The organism is Pseudomonas sp. MF5691 (assembly GCF_016405645.1).
GTDB lineage: Bacteria > Pseudomonadota > Gammaproteobacteria > Pseudomonadales > Pseudomonadaceae > Aquipseudomonas > Aquipseudomonas shahriarae.
In genome coordinates, this window is the sequence record NZ_JAEKDC010000004.1 from 259,787 (window position 1) to 274,944 (window position 15,158).

A 15,158-nucleotide genomic window follows, 5' to 3' on the forward strand; every position below is an offset into this window, starting at 1 on the left:
GCCCGCTCACAACGCGACCCGCGCGACCCGTTTGCTCCAGGTGCGGTGATGCACCTGCACCCCGTTTTCCAGGGCCTGCTGCTGCGCCTCAATGTAGAACCACTGGGCGTCGGCGCGCACCTGCAGGCGGCTGTCGATCTCCACCGACCACGGCGCTCGCTCGACGCGGTACTGCCAGTGGATATCGGCCTGGGTCGACAGCGGGTCCCAGGGCAAGGTGCGATATTGCTCGGTACAGCGCTGGTCCACCGCCAGGCCATGCTCGGTGAAACGCACGGCGCCCAGGTCGTCCTCGATGGTGACGCAGACTTCGCCACTGCCCACATCCTCGCTCAAGGTGCGTTTAGGCGCTGCCGCCCGCAGCACCTCCAGCGCAACCGGGCTAGCCGCTTGCGGGGCCTCGAACGGGCACGGCACGGCCGCGCCGCTGAAGATCGGCAATTGCACACGCTGCACGGCGGGCAGCACAGTCAGGGTGGTCAACTCGCGACTGGGCCACAGCAACGGGAAGCTCGCGGTACTCAGGGCCAGACGCAGGCGGTGGCCGGCCGGCACGCGCACGCCGACGTGATCCAGGTTCAATTGCACGTCCATGGGCTCGCCCGGCACAGGCGGCGTCAGACGGGAGAAATCTTCACGTAGGGCAAGGTTAAGCACGCCGTAGGTGATCTGCGTGACTTGGCCGTCGGGCGCCACCGCATTCAGGCGTGCCACCAGTTGCCCGCAGGGGGTATCGCTGGCCAAGCGCAGGTGCAAGCGCACATCCCCCAGCAGCGCCAGGGGTTCAGCCAACGGCGGCGAGTCGAAACACAGCGACTGCGCATCGTCGCGACGCTGATCGGTGGGGCCATCGGGGCCGAACCAGATGGCGCAGTACTCGCCCTGGTGCAGACCGGTGGTCAGTGGCGAACAGATACTGCGCGGGCCGCCCAGTGCCTGCTGGCCGGGGCTGAGGCCATGGTCGTTGAGGCTGTAGTCGGTCCATTGCACCTGGGGATCGGGCCAGCCCGAGGTCTGCACCCAGATCCCTGGGCGCTCGGCATAACTGCCCTTGGGTGCCAGCACATCCTGTAGGTAAAAGGTGCAGGCAGCGTCGTCCATCACCCGATTGTCGATACCTTTAAGCCAGTGGTCCCACCAGCGCTTGGCCTCCTGCAGGAAGCCAATGGCCGGGTTGGGCACGGCGAAGTGCGGGTACTTGTGAATCCACGGGCCGATCATGGCTTTCTTCGGTCCCGGCAGATGTTGCATCAGGCGCGGCACCGCATTCTTGTAGGCATCGCCCCAACCGCCCACGGCATACACCGCCGCCTTGATCGCCGAGTAGTCCTCGCAGACCGAACCGTGACGCCAATAGGCATCGCGGGTCTGGTGCTGCAGCCAGGTCTCGGCCAGCAGCGGCATGGCGTCGAGGCGTTGTTGCCACAGGCTTTTCCAGGCATCGCCGACCAGCAGCGGGTCGGGCGCCGCCGCGCTGAAGTTGAGCATGGTCGCGGCCCAGCCGAAGTTCTCCAGCAGCAGGTTGCCGCCCTTGTAATGGATGTCATCGGCATAGCGGTCATCGGTGGAGCACAGGGTGATGATCGCCTTCAATGCTTCGGGCTGGCGCGCGGCGACTTGCAGGCTGTTGAAGCCGCCCCAGGAGATGCCCATCATTCCCAGGTTGCCGTCGCACCAGGGCTGCTGGCACAGCCAGTCGATCACTTCGAGGGCGTCATCCTGCTCCTGCAACAGGTACTCATCGGCCATCAGGCCCTGGGATTCGCCATTACCGCGCATATCGACCCGCACGCAGACATAGCCCTGCCCCGCCATCCACGGATGGGTCAGCGCATCGCGTAGCGCCGTACCATCACGCTTGCGATAGGGCAGGTATTCGAGGATCGCCGGGAAGGCCTGCACACTGGCGGTGTCAGGCAGCCAGATACGCGCTGCCAGTTGCGTGCCGTCGCTCAGGGGGATCAGGCAGTGCTCGATTTCAAGGACCTTATAGGCAAATTCGGTGACGATTTCCATCGGTAACTCCAGCAACAAAGAGGCAAGTCAGCGGGCAAAATCCGCCACGGGGCTGGCACCACGCAGGCCAGGTTCGACGTGGACCGCAGGGGCCTTTACGTCCAGCAGCGCGGGGTTCTTCAACCAGTAGAGCAACGACGTGCTGGCCAGCAGCACCAGGATCATTCCCGGCAGGCCGCCGAGGTTGGAGAGCATCTTCACCCCGTCGATGCCGACAAAGGCCACCATGACCCACGACACCGTGCCGATGATCACGCCCCAGACAATCTTCAGCAGCGGGTTGCCGTCCAGGTCCGAATCGGCGGTGACGCCTTTGCTGCACAGGTTGGCGATCACGTCGGTGCTGGAGTCGGCGGCGGTGACAAAGGAGATAAAGGCAACAAACAACAAAAACGCGATCATCAGGCCGCTGGCCGGCAACTGCTGGAACATCTGGTACAGCACATGCTCCACGCCTTGCTCGTTGAGCACGCGGTTCAAACTGCCATCGCCGAGGGCATCGAAGTACAGGCTGCTACCGGAGAAAATGCAGATCCACAGCGCGGTAAACAGCGCCGGGTACAACATATTGATCTGGATAAATTCGCGCACCCTGTAGCCCCGGCCGATCTTGCCGAGGAACAGCGCACTGACCGGGGCCCAGGCGAACCACACCGACCAGTAGAACACCGTCCAGCTCTGCGGCCAGCTGTCGCCACTGGCGGCACCGGTGGACAGGCTGCGGCTGAAGAAGGTGTCGAGGTACACCCCCAGGGACTCGACGCCCAGGCTGAAGATGTACAGGGTTGGCCCACACACCAACACGAACGCGCCCAGGGCCAGCATGATCCAGGTGTTGAACGACGACAGCATGACGATGCCGCGCTGCAGGCCGCTGGCGGCCGAGGCGACAAAGGTGAACACGATCACCGCGATGATCAGGCCCAGGCGCAACGGCGTGGTCTCACCGCCGATGTACTGGCTCAGGCCACCGGACAGGGTCAGCGCCCCGGTGCCCAGGGACGACGCCATGCCTGCGACCAGGGCGAACATCGCCAGGGTGTCGATCAACCCGGCATAGCGTTTGACCCGCTCGGCGCCGAGCAAGGGTTGCAACATGGCGCCAATCGAGAAGTGGCTGCGCAGGTTGTAGAACACCAGGGCAAACACCAGGGAGGGCACCAGGTAAATCGCGTAGGGCGTGAGGGTCCAGTGCAGGAACATTGTCGACAAGGCAAAGCTCTTGGCCGCCGCGCTGCCCGCCTCGATCGGCAGGCTGGAGGGTGGCGAGTACAGATGGTAGAGCGGTTCGGCCGTGGTCCAGAACAGCACGCCCACCGCCAGGGTGGTGCACAGCGCGACCATGAACCAGCGCCATTTGCTCAACAGCGGCGTGGCGCCCTCCCCGCCGATACGCACCTGGCCCAGGGGCGAAAAATACACAATGGCCGTGAGCACCAGCATGGCGAAAGAACCGGCACTGAATAGCCAGGAAAAGTTTTGCAGGATCACCGTATTGAGCTGTTTGCTCACGGCGAGGAATGCGGTGAGGTCAACGTAGCTGGCGATCACCGCCGCCAGCAAGATCAGAAAGGTTGGCCAGAAGACCAAAGGACGCAATGGGTATTTCATCTCGTGCGCTTCCCCAGACAGACTATTTTTATTGCCTTTGCAGGCCATTGTTAGAAGCGGGCACTGTGCCGCCTTGAAGTCTTCGCGTGGCTATAGATAAGCGTGGGTGCCGGCCGCGGTGCAATCGACCAATGGGTATGGGGGTATTCCGTCAGGTCATGGCTGAGCAAGAGCAAAACCGCGATTGCTGTGGCGAGCGGGCTTGCCCGCGTTGGGCTGCGTAGCAGCCCCAAAACCATCCCACCGGGTCTATCTGGAACACTCGGTGGCGGCCCTACTGGGGCCGCTGCGCGACCCAACGCGGGCAAGCCCGCTCGCCACAATAAGCCCGCTCGCCACAATTGATTCTCAGGTTTTAGGGTTTTTATCCGCCCCCCCCTGTAAAGAGTTCATATAGTTTGCCTGTTCGCCATAACGTTTACGTCGCCGCTATTGAGTAACTAAGTCCAAACCCTCTACCGTTACCTCCTACCCCAACACCCGTAGGAAGTTATCGTGGAAAGTTCAACTTTAGGCATGGTCGTCCTGTCGATGATTGCGCTCTTCGGCACTGCCGCGTTTTGCTTCGAACACCTCGCCACCCGCAGCGAGAAGAAAAAGAAAACCAAATAAGCGGGTCGTCAACCTCAGCAGCACCCCAGCGTTTAAATGACGGGGCTCGCCGTACTGATGGGCAAATGGCTGACCCGGGGCTTCACCGGAACCCACCATGCCTTGCCGGAACGTTATACCTATCGCCTGCTGGGCATCGACCCACAGGAAACAATGGGCTGGGCCCGCTTCGGTTCGGCGCTGTTGTTATCGAACGCGGCGTGCTGGAACTGGCCCAGCGCGATCGCCTGAACGACCCACAGGAACACCGCCTGGTGGAAGCCTGCATGAGCCAACTGGCGATTGCCCTGGAGCGTGTGCATTTCGTCGAAGTGGCGCAAAGCAACCTGGTGCAGATGGAAGGCGAAAAAATGCGCAACACCCTGCTCGGTGTCGCCGGGACCGCCTTGCGCCTGAACCGCCAATGGCACTCGCTGGAAGAAATCGTCGGCAGCGCGCCGGCCAATCTGTCATATTGCGCATCTACGGCAAAAGCTGGAGGTGGATCCGGCGCCGCCGCAGTACTTTATTACCGAATTGCAGGTGGGCTACCGGCTGGTGGGGTTGTAGGACAGCAAATCCCAGGCACAAAAAAGCCCGCTCAATGAGCGGGCTTTGCGTGGTGACCTGGCGTTCAGCGTTCCAGGTAACCGAATATGGCGCAGCGGACGGGACTCGAACCCGCGACCCCCGGCGTGACAGGCCGGTATTCTAACCGACTGAACTACCGCTGCGCGTAGCGTTGGACGTAATGGTGGGTGATGACGGGATCGAACCGCCGACCCTCTGCTTGTAAGGCAGATGCTCTCCCAGCTGAGCTAATCACCCTTTACGTTCGGTGCGGGGCGCATCATATACGAAAAATCCGCAATGTGTTGATTTAAATGCAATTTATTTAAAATATCTTTTCGCCGGCAGCCTACGCCCCGGAAAACCGGCGCGTGGAGCGGGTAAACGCGAGCCTATTGGTTACCCCGCCCCAGCCCCACAAAAGGACGACGCGGCGCTCTCAGGTGCTTCGCGAGCAAGCCCGTCCCCACAGAAAGGCAAACCCCAGACAGCAAAAAGCCCGCTCGATGAGCGGGCTTTCAGTGGTGACCTGGCGTTCAGTGTTCCAGGTTACCGAATATGGCGCAGCGGACGGGACTCGAACCCGCGACCCCCGGCGTGACAGGCCGGTATTCTAACCGACTGAACTACCGCTGCGCGTAACACATGAAGCGAATGGTGGGTGATGACGGGATCGAACCGCCGACCCTCTGCTTGTAAGGCAGATGCTCTCCCAGCTGAGCTAATCACCCTTCGTTTCGGTGTGGCGCGCATTCTACGGAGCGTCCCCTGGTCTGGCAAGCACTTTCTTAAATCTTTTTTTTCAGCCCTTCCAATGGCTTAGGCAGGGTTGGCCTCAGGCCTTATCAAGAGAATAATGCCCCACTTTGTATAAAGGAGAGACTCACCCCATGTGGTTCAAGAACCTGCTTATCTATCGCCTGACCCAAGATCTGCCTGTTGATGCCGAGGCGTTGGAAACTGCAATGGCCACCAAACTGGCGCGCCCTTGTGCAAGCCAGGAGTTGACCACTTACGGTTTCGTCGCGCCTTTTGGCAAAGGCGAAGACGCGCCCCTGGTGCACGTCAGCGGTGACTTCATGCTGATCGCTGCGCGCAAGGAAGAACGTATCCTGCCGGGTAGCGTGGTGCGTGATGCGGTGAAGGAAAAGGTCGAAGAGATCGAAGCCGAGCAAATGCGCAAGGTCTACAAAAAGGAGCGCGACCAGATCAAGGATGAAATCATCCAGGCCTTCCTGCCTCGTGCGTTTATCCGTCGCTCGTCGACCTTCGCTGCCATCGCGCCGAAACAGGGCCTGATCCTGGTGAACTCGGCCAGCCCCAAGCGCGCCGAAGACCTGCTGTCGACCCTGCGTGAAGTGATCGGCACCCTGCCGGTACGCCCACTGACCGTGAAAACCGCGCCGACTGCGGTGATGACCGACTGGGTCACCACCCAGAAGCCAGCCGATGACTTCTTCGTGCTCGACGAATGCGAACTGCGCGACACCCACGAAGACGGCGGCATCGTGCGCTGCAAGCGCCAGGACCTGACCGGCGAAGAAATCCAGCTGCACCTGACCACCGGCAAAGTCGTGACCCAACTGTCCCTGGCCTGGCAGGACAAGCTGTCGTTCATGCTCGACGACAAAATGACCGTCAAACGCCTGAAGTTTGAAGACCTGCTGCAAGACCAGGCCGAACAGGACGGCGGCGACGAAGCCCTGGGCCAACTGGATGCCAGCTTTACCCTGATGATGCTGACCTTCGGCGACTTCCTGCCGGCGCTGGTGGAAGCATTGGGTGGTGAAGAGACCCCGCAAGGCATCTAAACGCGCACGTTCAATGTAGGAGCTTGGCCTGCGATGGCGGCGTATCAGTTACAGAGTCACTGACTGACACACCGCTATCGCAGGCAAGCCAGCTCCCGCAATTGATGGGGTTACCACTCCCAGTACTCTAATAATAAGGACATCGCCATGCGCGCACTCGCCGCCTTGAGCCGTTTCGCCGGCACTACCTTCGCCTACTGGGTGCTGATTTTTGCTGTGCTCGCCTTCCTTCAGCCCCACTGGTTTATCGACCTGAAAAGCGCCATCGTGCCGCTGCTGGGCCTGGTGATGTTCGGCATGGGCCTGACCCTCAAACTGGAAGATTTCGCCGAAGTCGCGCGCCATCCGTGGCGCGTGGCCCTGGGCGTGATCGCGCAATTTGTGATCATGCCCAGCGTGGCCTGGCTGCTGTGCCAGACCTTCAACCTGCCAGCGGAAATCGCCGTTGGCGTGATTCTGGTCGGTTGCTGCCCTAGTGGCACCTCTTCCAACGTCATGACGTGGCTGGGCCGTGGCGACCTGGCGCTGTCAGTGGCCATCTCTTCCATCACCACCCTCCTCGCCCCGCTGCTGACGCCGGCCTTGATCTGGCTGCTGGCCTCGGCCTGGTTGCCGGTGTCGTTCATGGACCTGCTCTGGTCGATCCTGCAAATGGTGTTGCTGCCTATCGTGCTGGGTGTCCTGGCGCAGCGTCTGCTGGGTGAGCGCGTGCGTCATGCCGTCGAAGTGCTGCCGCTGGTCTCAGTGGTCAGCATCGTGACCATCGTCGCTGCCGTGGTGGCTGCAAGCCAGGCGAAGATTGCCGAGTCGGGCCTGCTGATCATGGCGGTGGTGATGCTGCACAACAGCTTTGGCTACCTGCTGGGTTACCTCACCGCCCGCGTATTCGGGCTGCCACTGGCCCAACGCAAGTCATTGGCGCTGGAAGTCGGCATGCAGAACTCCGGGCTGGGCGCCGCATTGGCCAGTGCGCACTTCTCGCCACTGGCGGCGGTGCCCAGCGCGTTGTTCAGTGTCTGGCACAATATTTCCGGGGCGTTGTTGTCGACGTATTTCCGCCGGATGAGCGAGAAGGAAGATCGCAAGGCCCTCGCCGAAACTTGATCGGCTGCGGGCTTTTCGGCACTCTACGAACCTTCGCGGGGACGACCCCGCGACTCGTTTGAGCACTTACCAGGGGACGACCCCACTTCTAAAAGGAAGGTCTTTATGTCCTGGGTCATTCTGTTTTTCGCCGGGTTGTTTGAAGTTGGCTGGGCCGTCGGCCTGAAATACACCGACGGTTTCAGCAAGCCAATGCCCACCGCCCTGACGATTGCCGCCATGGCCGTCAGCCTCGGCCTGCTGGGGCTGGCCATGAAGGAGCTGCCGCTGGGTACCGCCTATGCCATCTGGACCGGCGTCGGTGCAGTGGGCACGGTGATTGCCGGGATTATCCTGTTTGGGGAGTCCATGGCGCTGTTCCGACTGGCCAGTGTGGCGTTGATCATTGCCGGGTTGATCGGGCTCAAGATTAGCGCGTAAGCCACTAACGCTATCGCAGGCAAGTCGAATCGTCGACTTGCCTGCGATGAGGCCCTTAAATCCGAAAACCTACCTGACACTCCCCCGCAACGCCCCAACCTGTTCCTGCAAGGCCTGTGGCGTCGCCTGCTCCACCGCCAACGGCGGCCCCGCCACCAACGTCACCCGCGACCAGATCCGGTGAAAGATCCCCTTGTTCGGGTCACGGCTGAAAAAGCTCCCCCACAACCCCTGCAACGCCATGGGAATCACGGGTACCGGGGTTTCCTCGAGAATCCGTGTCACGCCACTCTTGAACTCGTTCATCTCACCGTCGGCAGTCAACTTGCCTTCGGGGAAGATGCACACCAACTCGCCATCCTTCAGGTACTGGCTGATGCGCTGGAAGGCCTTTTCGTAGATCTGCAGGTCTTCATGGCGTCCGGCAATCGGAATGGTGCCAGCGGTGCGGAAGATAAAGTTGAGCACCGGTAAGCGGTAGATCTTGTAATACATCACAAAGCGAATCGGCCGACGCACCGCGCCGCCAATCAGCAATGCATCGACAAACGACACATGGTTGCACACCAGCAGCGCCGCACCTTCGTCCGGTATATGTTGCAGGTCGCGATGCTGCACGCGGTACATGGAGTGGCCGAGCAGCCAGATCATGAAGCGCATGGTGAACTCGGGAACAATCCTGAAGATGTAGGTGTTGACCGCGATATTAAGCAGCGACACCACCAGGAACAGCTCGGGGATCGACAGCTTGGCCACACTCAACAGCACGATGGTGACAATCGCCGAGACCACCATGAACAGCGCATTGAGAATATTGTTGGCGGCAATCACCCGCGCCCGCTCGTTTTCAGCGGTACGCGACTGGATCAAGGCATACAGCGGCACGATATAGAACCCGCCAAACACCCCCAGGCCGAGGATGTCAGCCAGCACCCACCAGGCCTGGCCGTACCCCAACACCGCCAGCCAGTCGTTGGCCTGGACGTTTTGCGGGAAGCCGCCGGAATGCCACCAGAGCAACAGGCCAAACACCGTCAGGCCGAATGAACCAAAGGGCACCAGACCGATTTCCACCTTACGCCCGGAGAGTTTTTCGCAGAGCATCGAGCCCAACGCGATACCGACCGAGAACACCGTGAGAATCAGGGTCACCACGGTCTCATCGCCATACAGCCACTCTTTGGCGTAGGCCGGGATTTGCGTGAGGTAGATCGCCCCGACAAACCAGAACCACGAGTTGCCGACAATCGAGCGCGACACGGCGGGCGTCTGCCCCAGGCCCAGGCGCAAGGTGGCCCAGGACTGGCTGAAGATGTTCCAGTCCAGGCGCATCTGGGGGCTGGACGCCGCGGCGCGCGGGATACCCCGGCTGGCCAGGTAACCCAGCACGGCAATCGCGACAATCGCAGTCGACACCACCGGCGCGTACTGCGCAGAGGACATCATGACCCCGGCCCCGATGGTCCCGGCGAGGATCGCCAGGAATGTGCCCATTTCCACCAGGCCATTGCCGCCCACCAACTCCTCTTCGCGCAAGGCTTGCGGCATGATCGAGTACTTCACCGGGCCAAACAGCGCCGAGTGGGTGCCCATGGCAAACAGCGCCAGCAGCATCAGTTCCAGGTGGTTGGTCATAAAGCCGACGGCCCCCACGGCCATGATCACGATCTCGCCGAGCTTGATTGCGCGGATCAACGCATCCTTGTTGAATTTCTCGCCAAACTGCCCGGCCAGGGCCGAGAACAGGAAGAACGGCAGGATAAACAGCAAGGCGCACAGGTTGACCCAGATCGAGCGGTCACCTTCGATGTTCAGCTTGTAGAGAATGGCGAGGATCAATGACTGCTTGAAAATATTGTCGTTGAACGCCCCCAGGGACTGGGTAATGAAGAACGGCAGAAAACGCCGTTTGCGCAGCAAAGTAAATTGCGAGGGGTGACTCATCGTCAGTGTTCCTGCGTGGCCTGAAGGCTTTATTGATTTTTCAGGCCACGACTTTACCTAATCCTGCTTACTTATTCCCCAATCCTGCAATGCACGGTGAAACAAACAGCTCACCTTTATAGGCACCCTGCACCGTGCGCTTGCTGACCACCAGCCACATCAGGGCCAGCGCGGCGACCAGCACGCTGCCGGTCACGCTGAAAAATGCCAGGTGCAAAGTACTGCCCAGTTTCAACGTGGTCAGGGCATACACCCCCAGCGGGAAGGTAAACCCCCACCAGCCCAGGTTGAATGGAATCCCGGCTCGCAGGTAACGCAGGGTGATCAGCACCGCGATCAACATCCACCACAGGCCCAGGCCCCACAGGGTGATGCCGGCAACCAGCCCCAGGCCGGCGGCAATCTCGCCGATGCCGGCAAAGCCATTGGCGGCGAAGATCGCCGGCGCGTCCTGGCCCAGCAGCAACATACCCAGGGCGCCGGTGCCGATCGGGCCCAGGGCCAGCCAGCTCGACGCGGCCATGTTGGCGTGGGGCAGTTTATGCAGGGCCATGCGCAGCATCAGGATCGTCAGAATGCTGAACGCAACCGGCAAAGAAAACGCCCAGAGCACGTAGCTGGTCACCAGCATCACCAGTTGCGAATGGGCGTCGACCAGATGCGGCGCCAACAGGCCACCACTGGCGGCGGCGACTTCGGCAGCCACCACCGGCAACAGCCAGACCGCTGTCATCTGGTCGATGCTGTGTTCCTGGCGGGTAAACATCATGAACGGGATCAACACCCCACACGCCAGGGCCATGGCGACGTCCAGCCACCACAGGGCCTCGGCCAGTTGCACCACGCCCTCGCCCCAGCGCGGCAGGCCAAACAGCAACAGGCCATTGATAATGGTCGCCAGGCCCATGGGGATGGTGCCGAAGAACATCGAGACCGTGGAGTGTCCGAAGATTCGCCGCGCCTCGTGAAAAAACATCACCCAGCGCGCCGCGTATAAACCGCTGAACAACACAAACAAAACGATCGTCAGCAGCCACAGCCCTTCGGCGATGGCATAGACACCCGGCAATTGCACCGGCAATTGCGCCAGGGCCAACGCCAGCACGCCGGTGCCCATGGTGGCGGCGAACCAGTTGGGGGTGAACTGGCGAATCACTTCCCTGGGGGCGGCCAAATGGCTGAAAGGTTTGTAACTGGGGGTGATGCTATTGGGGCAGGTCATGGCTCAATCCTCTTCCTCGTATGAGGTTGAGCCCATGATAGAAGCTTAAGGAATATCTATATAACGGGTAATATCTCTAACTGTTATCTGTTTTACCTATATGCAGACTTGGCCGGCGCTTGCCTCATCAAGCCAATCAAGGCGCCGAGGGCCAATACGATCAACACCCCGCCGTAGCCATAAGTGGTAGCGATCAGGCCAAAACTGCGGGTCAGGTTGCCCGCCAACAGGGTCGGCAGGCAGAACGCCAGGTAACTGAGGACGTAGAACGCCGACATCAACCCGGCCCGCTCATGGGGCAAGGCCAGGGGGACTATGCTGCGCAACGCGCCGAGAAAACCTGCGCCAAATCCGCTGCCAGCCACCAGCGTGGCGAAGAAAAACAAGCTCAGGTTGGCGCTGTGAACCGCACCGAGGATCAGTGCGACGCCCACGGCCAACAGGCCGGCTCCCAGGCGCAGCACCTTGTCCGCCGGGCGATTGCGCAGGCTGAAAATCATCACCGCACCGCTCAAGGTCAACACCGCAACCAGGCCGCCACCGATCAGGTTGGAGGTGGATCCGGTCGCCGCCCTTACCAGCGACGGCGCCAGCGACAAGTAGAAACCGCTCATGGCCCACACCGCGATATCCACCGGCAGCGACAGCCACAAGGCCCGGCGCGCCTGGGCCGGCACATGCAGGGTCGGCCATAGCGAGGCGAGCGCGCCAGGGATGGAGCTGACGCTTTCCGGCAAGCGCCAGACATACAGGCTCTGCAACAGCATCAGCGCGAACAAGGCCAAATAGATCAACTGGGTCGGCAGCGGCGCGAACTCCACCAGCACACTGCTGCCCATGGCGCCACAGGCCATGCCCAGCAATGGCGCGACACTGTTGACCAGCGGGCCCTGCCGACGGTCGGTGTCGAGCAACGCAGCGCCGAGCACGGCGGTGGCCATGCCTGTGGCAAACCCCTGCAAGGTGCGGGCGGCAATCAGCCAGGCGACACTGTCGGCGTAGATAAACAGCAGCATCGCCAGCATATTCAGCACCAGCGCGGCGAAGATCACTGGCTTGCGCCCCAGGTAATCCGACAGCGAACCGACGGTCAACAACGCAGCCAGCAGGCTCAAGGCGTAGACGCCGAAGATCAGCGTCAAGGTGCCAGCAGAAAAGTGCAGGCCCTCCTGGTAAAGGTGATACAACGGCGTCGGCGCGCTGGAGGCGGCGAGAAACGTCAGCATGGTGCTCGCTAGAAACACCAGGCTGGAACGATGAGAAGTGACGCTGGACATGGGCACGCTCCGCTAAAGCTAATATTTTGCTTTTGTGCAGTGTGCTACTGGGTCGCGCTTAAAGCAAATTCTTTGTGTTAAGGTTTTGGCATGGCGATAAAAGAAGGCCTCCGCCCGGGGGGCCGTAGTGCCCGGGTACAAGAATCGGTTCATTCGGCGGTGCGCCAGCTACTGCAAGAGCAAGAGCGCGCCAGCGTGACAGTACCGCAAATTGCCACACGGGCCGGGGTCACGCCGTCGACCATCTACCGGCGCTGGGGCGACCTCGCAGCCCTGCTCGCCGACGTCGCCCTGGCCCGCATGCGCCCCGACAGCGAGCCCGCCAACACCGGCAGCCTGCGCGGCGACCTGCAAGCCTGGGCAGAGCAGTACCTGGACGAGATGAGTTCGGAACCGGGGCGCACGATGATGCGCGATGTGCAGTGCAGCCAGACGCCGGGGTACTGCGTGACGATTCTGGGTGGGCAACTGCAGGTGATCCTGGACCGTTACCAAGGCAGCGGCCAGGCATTGCCCAGCGTGGATCGACTGATCAATCTGCTGGCGGCGCCAACGGTGTTTCGGATTCTGTTTGACGCGGCGCCGATGCAGGTTGAGGAGTTGCATGAGCTGATTGAGATTGCCCTGCACACCTGACCCAACTGTGTGTATGCGGGCTTATGTGGGAGCGGGCTTGCCCGCGATTGCAAGGTGTCAGTCAATACCTCTTTAACTGACCCGCCGCTATCGCGGGCAAGCCCGCTCCCACACAGGCCCGTACATCTTTAGACCTGGCTTAGGTACGCATCCCACGCCCGCTCACCAGCAGCCGTGCGCAGCCCAGATACAACACCACCGTCGCCACGATCATAAAGGTGATCGCCACGCTGATCTTGATATCCGACACGCCCAGGATCCCGTAGCGGAAGGCATTGACCATATGCAGCACCGGGTTGGCCAGCGACACGGTCTGCCAGAACGGCGGCAGCAGGGTAATCGAGTAGAACACGCCGCCCAGGTAGGTCAGCGGGGTCAGCACAAAGGTCGGGATGATCGAGATGTCATCGAAGTTGCGCGCAAACACGGCGTTGATAAAGCCCAGCAGCGAGAAGATTGTCGCCGTGAGCACCACCACCAGGATGGTCACCCCCAGGTGATGCACCTGCAGGTCGGTGAAGAACATCGACAGCACCGTCACAATCGCCCCGACCATCAAGCCACGCAGCACGCCGCCCAGGGTGTAGCCGATCAGGATGGTGTGTGGCGACACCGGCGAAACCATCAATTCCTCAATGGAACGCTGGAACTTGCTGCCAAAGAAACTCGACACCACGTTGCCGTAGGAGTTGGTGATCACCGACATCATGATCAGCCCAGGCACGATGTATTCCATATAGGTGAAGCCACCCATATCGCCAATCTGCCGGCCGATCAGGTTCCCGAAGATCACGAAGTACAGAACCATGGTGATCGCTGGCGGCAGCAGGGTCTGCGGCCAGATGCGCATAAAGCGCTTCACTTCGCGGTAGACGATGGTGTTGAGCGCTACCAGATTGGGTTGGAACTCGGAATTCATACCGCCACCTTCGCCAGATTCTTCTCCACCAGGGACACGAACAACTCCTCCAGGCGATTGGTTTTGTTGCGCAGGCTCTGCACTTCAATGTTCTGCAAGGCCAGTTGGCTGAACAGCGCGGTGATGCCCACGGTTTTATCGACCTGCACTTCCAGGGTATGGCTGTCCACCAGGCGGTTGGGGTAGCCGATCAACGCAGGGGGCGCGGACAGGTTGTTTTTCAGGTCAAGCAGGAACGTCTCCACATGCAACTGGCCCAGCAAGTTACGCATGCTGGTGTTCTCGACAATGGTGCCGTGGTCGATGATGCCAATGTTGCGGCACAGCTGTTCAGCCTCTTCCAGGTAATGGGTGGTGAGGATGATGGTGATGCCTTTCTGGTTCAGCTCGGTGAGGAAGGTCCACATTGAGCGGCGCAATTCGATGTCCACGCCGGCCGTCGGTTCGTCGAGGATCAGCAGGCGCGGCTCATGCACCAGGGCGCGGGCGATCATCAGGCGCCGCTTCATGCCGCCGGACAAGGAACGTGATGGCACGTCGCGCTTGTCCCACAACCCCAGCTGGGTCAGGTACTGCTCGGCGCGCTCCTTGGCGATTTTCGGCGGGATGCCGTAGTAACCGGCCTGGGTCACGACGATATCGAAGGTCTTTTCAAACTGGTTGAAATTGAACTCCTGGGGCACCACACCAATGCAGCGCTTGAGCGCGGCCGGGGATTTATCCAGGTCATGGCCAAAGATATTCACCGTGCCACTGGTCTTGTTGACCAGGGTCGACAGAATACCGATGGTGGTGGATTTGCCGGCACCGTTGGGGCCGAGCAATGCGAAGAAATCACCTTCGGCGACATCCAGATCAATACCACTCAGGGCCTGGAAACCGTTGCCGTAGGTTTTGGTTAGCTGCCGGATGGACAGAGCGGAACTCATATCGGATTACGCACCAAGGAAGGGAATAGAAGAAATAGATAAGGGCGCGCCACACCTAATACAACCGCAGCGCACGGCAAGCATGGTGCTTGCCTGCGCCGCACAAGT

At 60.9% G+C, this 15,158-nt stretch carries 12 protein-coding genes, 4 tRNA genes and 1 pseudogene; 6 read left to right on the plus strand and 11 right to left on the minus strand.

Going from position 1 to position 15,158, the window contains the following annotated elements:
* Window positions 1–6 precede the first annotated feature (6 nt).
* Window positions 7–2,016: a CocE/NonD family hydrolase gene (locus JFT44_RS08685; RefSeq protein ID WP_198830555.1), complete on the minus strand. Its 2,010-nt coding sequence runs from the start codon at window positions 2,014–2,016 to the stop codon at window positions 7–9.
* A gap of 27 nt (window positions 2,017–2,043) precedes the next feature.
* The gene (locus JFT44_RS08690) at window positions 2,044–3,627 is read right to left on the minus strand and encodes a BCCT family transporter (protein WP_057959020.1); all 1,584 of its coding nucleotides are present in this window, start codon (window positions 3,625–3,627) and stop codon (window positions 2,044–2,046) included.
* Between the two features lie 648 nt (window positions 3,628–4,275).
* Between JFT44_RS08690 and JFT44_RS08695 the strand changes: the two genes are divergently transcribed.
* Window positions 4,276–4,470, plus strand: coding sequence for a hypothetical protein (locus tag JFT44_RS08695; protein ID WP_198800033.1), 195 nt, complete (start codon window positions 4,276–4,278; stop codon window positions 4,468–4,470).
* Window positions 4,471–4,689: 219 nt separating this feature from the next.
* Window positions 4,690–4,788, plus strand: a pseudogene (locus tag JFT44_RS28975) (DNA-binding response regulator); the annotation flags it as partial.
* An 87-nt stretch (window positions 4,789–4,875) separates the two neighbouring features.
* On the opposite strand, the gene JFT44_RS08705 reads toward JFT44_RS28975, so the two are convergent.
* The 4 genes from JFT44_RS08705 to JFT44_RS08720 form a co-directional block, all read right to left on the minus strand.
* Window positions 4,876–4,952: transfer RNA gene (locus JFT44_RS08705), tRNA-Asp, on the minus strand.
* Between the two features lie 18 nt (window positions 4,953–4,970).
* Window positions 4,971–5,046 (minus strand) — tRNA-Val (locus JFT44_RS08710).
* A gap of 301 nt (window positions 5,047–5,347) precedes the next feature.
* Window positions 5,348–5,424, minus strand: a tRNA-Asp gene (locus tag JFT44_RS08715).
* Between the two features lie 19 nt (window positions 5,425–5,443).
* Window positions 5,444–5,519 (minus strand) — tRNA-Val (locus JFT44_RS08720).
* 159 nt (window positions 5,520–5,678) lie between these two features.
* On the opposite strand from JFT44_RS08720, the gene rdgC reads away from it, so the two are divergent.
* From rdgC to sugE, 3 genes are all read left to right on the plus strand, one after another.
* Complete coding sequence (gene rdgC / locus JFT44_RS08725) at window positions 5,679–6,599, plus strand: recombination-associated protein RdgC (protein WP_057438902.1); 921 nt, start codon at window positions 5,679–5,681, stop codon at window positions 6,597–6,599.
* Between the two features lie 147 nt (window positions 6,600–6,746).
* Window positions 6,747–7,703, plus strand: coding sequence for a bile acid:sodium symporter family protein (locus tag JFT44_RS08730; RefSeq protein ID WP_057438901.1), 957 nt, complete (start codon window positions 6,747–6,749; stop codon window positions 7,701–7,703).
* A gap of 105 nt (window positions 7,704–7,808) precedes the next feature.
* Complete coding sequence (gene sugE / locus JFT44_RS08735; protein WP_057438900.1) at window positions 7,809–8,123, plus strand: quaternary ammonium compound efflux SMR transporter SugE; 315 nt, start codon at window positions 7,809–7,811, stop codon at window positions 8,121–8,123.
* A gap of 69 nt (window positions 8,124–8,192) precedes the next feature.
* Here the strand turns inward: sugE and JFT44_RS08740 are convergent, their stop codons facing one another.
* The 3 genes from JFT44_RS08740 to JFT44_RS08750 all read right to left on the minus strand — a co-directional run bounded on the left by JFT44_RS08740 (window position 8,193) and on the right by JFT44_RS08750 (window position 12,566).
* Window positions 8,193–10,067, minus strand: coding sequence for an MFS transporter (locus JFT44_RS08740; protein ID WP_198830556.1), 1,875 nt, complete (start codon window positions 10,065–10,067; stop codon window positions 8,193–8,195).
* A 67-nt stretch (window positions 10,068–10,134) separates the two neighbouring features.
* Window positions 10,135–11,289, minus strand: a complete 1,155-nt coding sequence (locus JFT44_RS08745; protein WP_057438898.1) for a TDT family transporter — start codon at window positions 11,287–11,289, stop codon at window positions 10,135–10,137.
* Window positions 11,290–11,381: 92 nt separating this feature from the next.
* Window positions 11,382–12,566 carry an MFS transporter gene (locus tag JFT44_RS08750; RefSeq protein WP_198830557.1) on the minus strand — a complete coding sequence of 395 codons (1,185 nt, stop codon included), beginning with the start codon at window positions 12,564–12,566 and terminating at the stop codon, window positions 11,382–11,384.
* 90 nt (window positions 12,567–12,656) lie between these two features.
* Between JFT44_RS08750 and JFT44_RS08755 the strand changes: the two genes are divergently transcribed.
* On the plus strand, window positions 12,657–13,202 hold the full coding sequence (locus tag JFT44_RS08755) for a TetR/AcrR family transcriptional regulator (protein WP_057959012.1): 546 nt from the start codon (window positions 12,657–12,659) through the stop codon (window positions 13,200–13,202).
* A gap of 139 nt (window positions 13,203–13,341) precedes the next feature.
* Here JFT44_RS08755 and JFT44_RS08760 read toward each other — a convergent pair whose 3' ends face one another.
* On the minus strand, window positions 13,342–14,121 hold the full coding sequence (locus JFT44_RS08760; RefSeq protein WP_057438896.1) for an ABC transporter permease: 780 nt from the start codon (window positions 14,119–14,121) through the stop codon (window positions 13,342–13,344).
* Window positions 14,118–15,050: an ABC transporter ATP-binding protein gene (locus JFT44_RS08765; protein WP_057438895.1), complete on the minus strand. Its 933-nt coding sequence runs from the start codon at window positions 15,048–15,050 to the stop codon at window positions 14,118–14,120. Before JFT44_RS08765 ends, JFT44_RS08760 begins: the two co-directional genes overlap by 4 nt.
* Window positions 15,051–15,158: the final 108 nt, after the last annotated feature.

Excerpts from the sequence above, each read along its gene's own strand:
- JFT44_RS08685 (WP_198830555.1), bottom strand. The coding sequence starts at position 2,016 with ATGGAAATCGTCACCGAATTTGCCTATAAGGTCCTTGAAATCGAGCAC.
- JFT44_RS08690 (WP_057959020.1), bottom strand. The coding sequence starts at position 3,627 with ATGAAATACCCATTGCGTCCTTTGGTCTTCTGGCCAACCTTTCTGATC.
- JFT44_RS08695 (WP_198800033.1), top strand. The coding sequence starts at position 4,276 with ATGACGGGGCTCGCCGTACTGATGGGCAAATGGCTGACCCGGGGCTTC.
- rdgC (WP_057438902.1), top strand. The coding sequence starts at position 5,679 with ATGTGGTTCAAGAACCTGCTTATCTATCGCCTGACCCAAGATCTGCCT.
- JFT44_RS08730 (WP_057438901.1), top strand. The coding sequence starts at position 6,747 with ATGCGCGCACTCGCCGCCTTGAGCCGTTTCGCCGGCACTACCTTCGCC.
- sugE (WP_057438900.1), top strand. The coding sequence starts at position 7,809 with ATGTCCTGGGTCATTCTGTTTTTCGCCGGGTTGTTTGAAGTTGGCTGG.
- JFT44_RS08740 (WP_198830556.1), bottom strand. The coding sequence starts at position 10,067 with ATGAGTCACCCCTCGCAATTTACTTTGCTGCGCAAACGGCGTTTTCTG.
- JFT44_RS08745 (WP_057438898.1), bottom strand. The coding sequence starts at position 11,289 with ATGACCTGCCCCAATAGCATCACCCCCAGTTACAAACCTTTCAGCCAT.
- JFT44_RS08750 (WP_198830557.1), bottom strand. The coding sequence starts at position 12,566 with ATGTCCAGCGTCACTTCTCATCGTTCCAGCCTGGTGTTTCTAGCGAGC.
- JFT44_RS08755 (WP_057959012.1), top strand. The coding sequence starts at position 12,657 with ATGGCGATAAAAGAAGGCCTCCGCCCGGGGGGCCGTAGTGCCCGGGTA.
- JFT44_RS08760 (WP_057438896.1), bottom strand. The coding sequence starts at position 14,121 with ATGAATTCCGAGTTCCAACCCAATCTGGTAGCGCTCAACACCATCGTC.
- JFT44_RS08765 (WP_057438895.1), bottom strand. The coding sequence starts at position 15,050 with ATGAGTTCCGCTCTGTCCATCCGGCAGCTAACCAAAACCTACGGCAAC.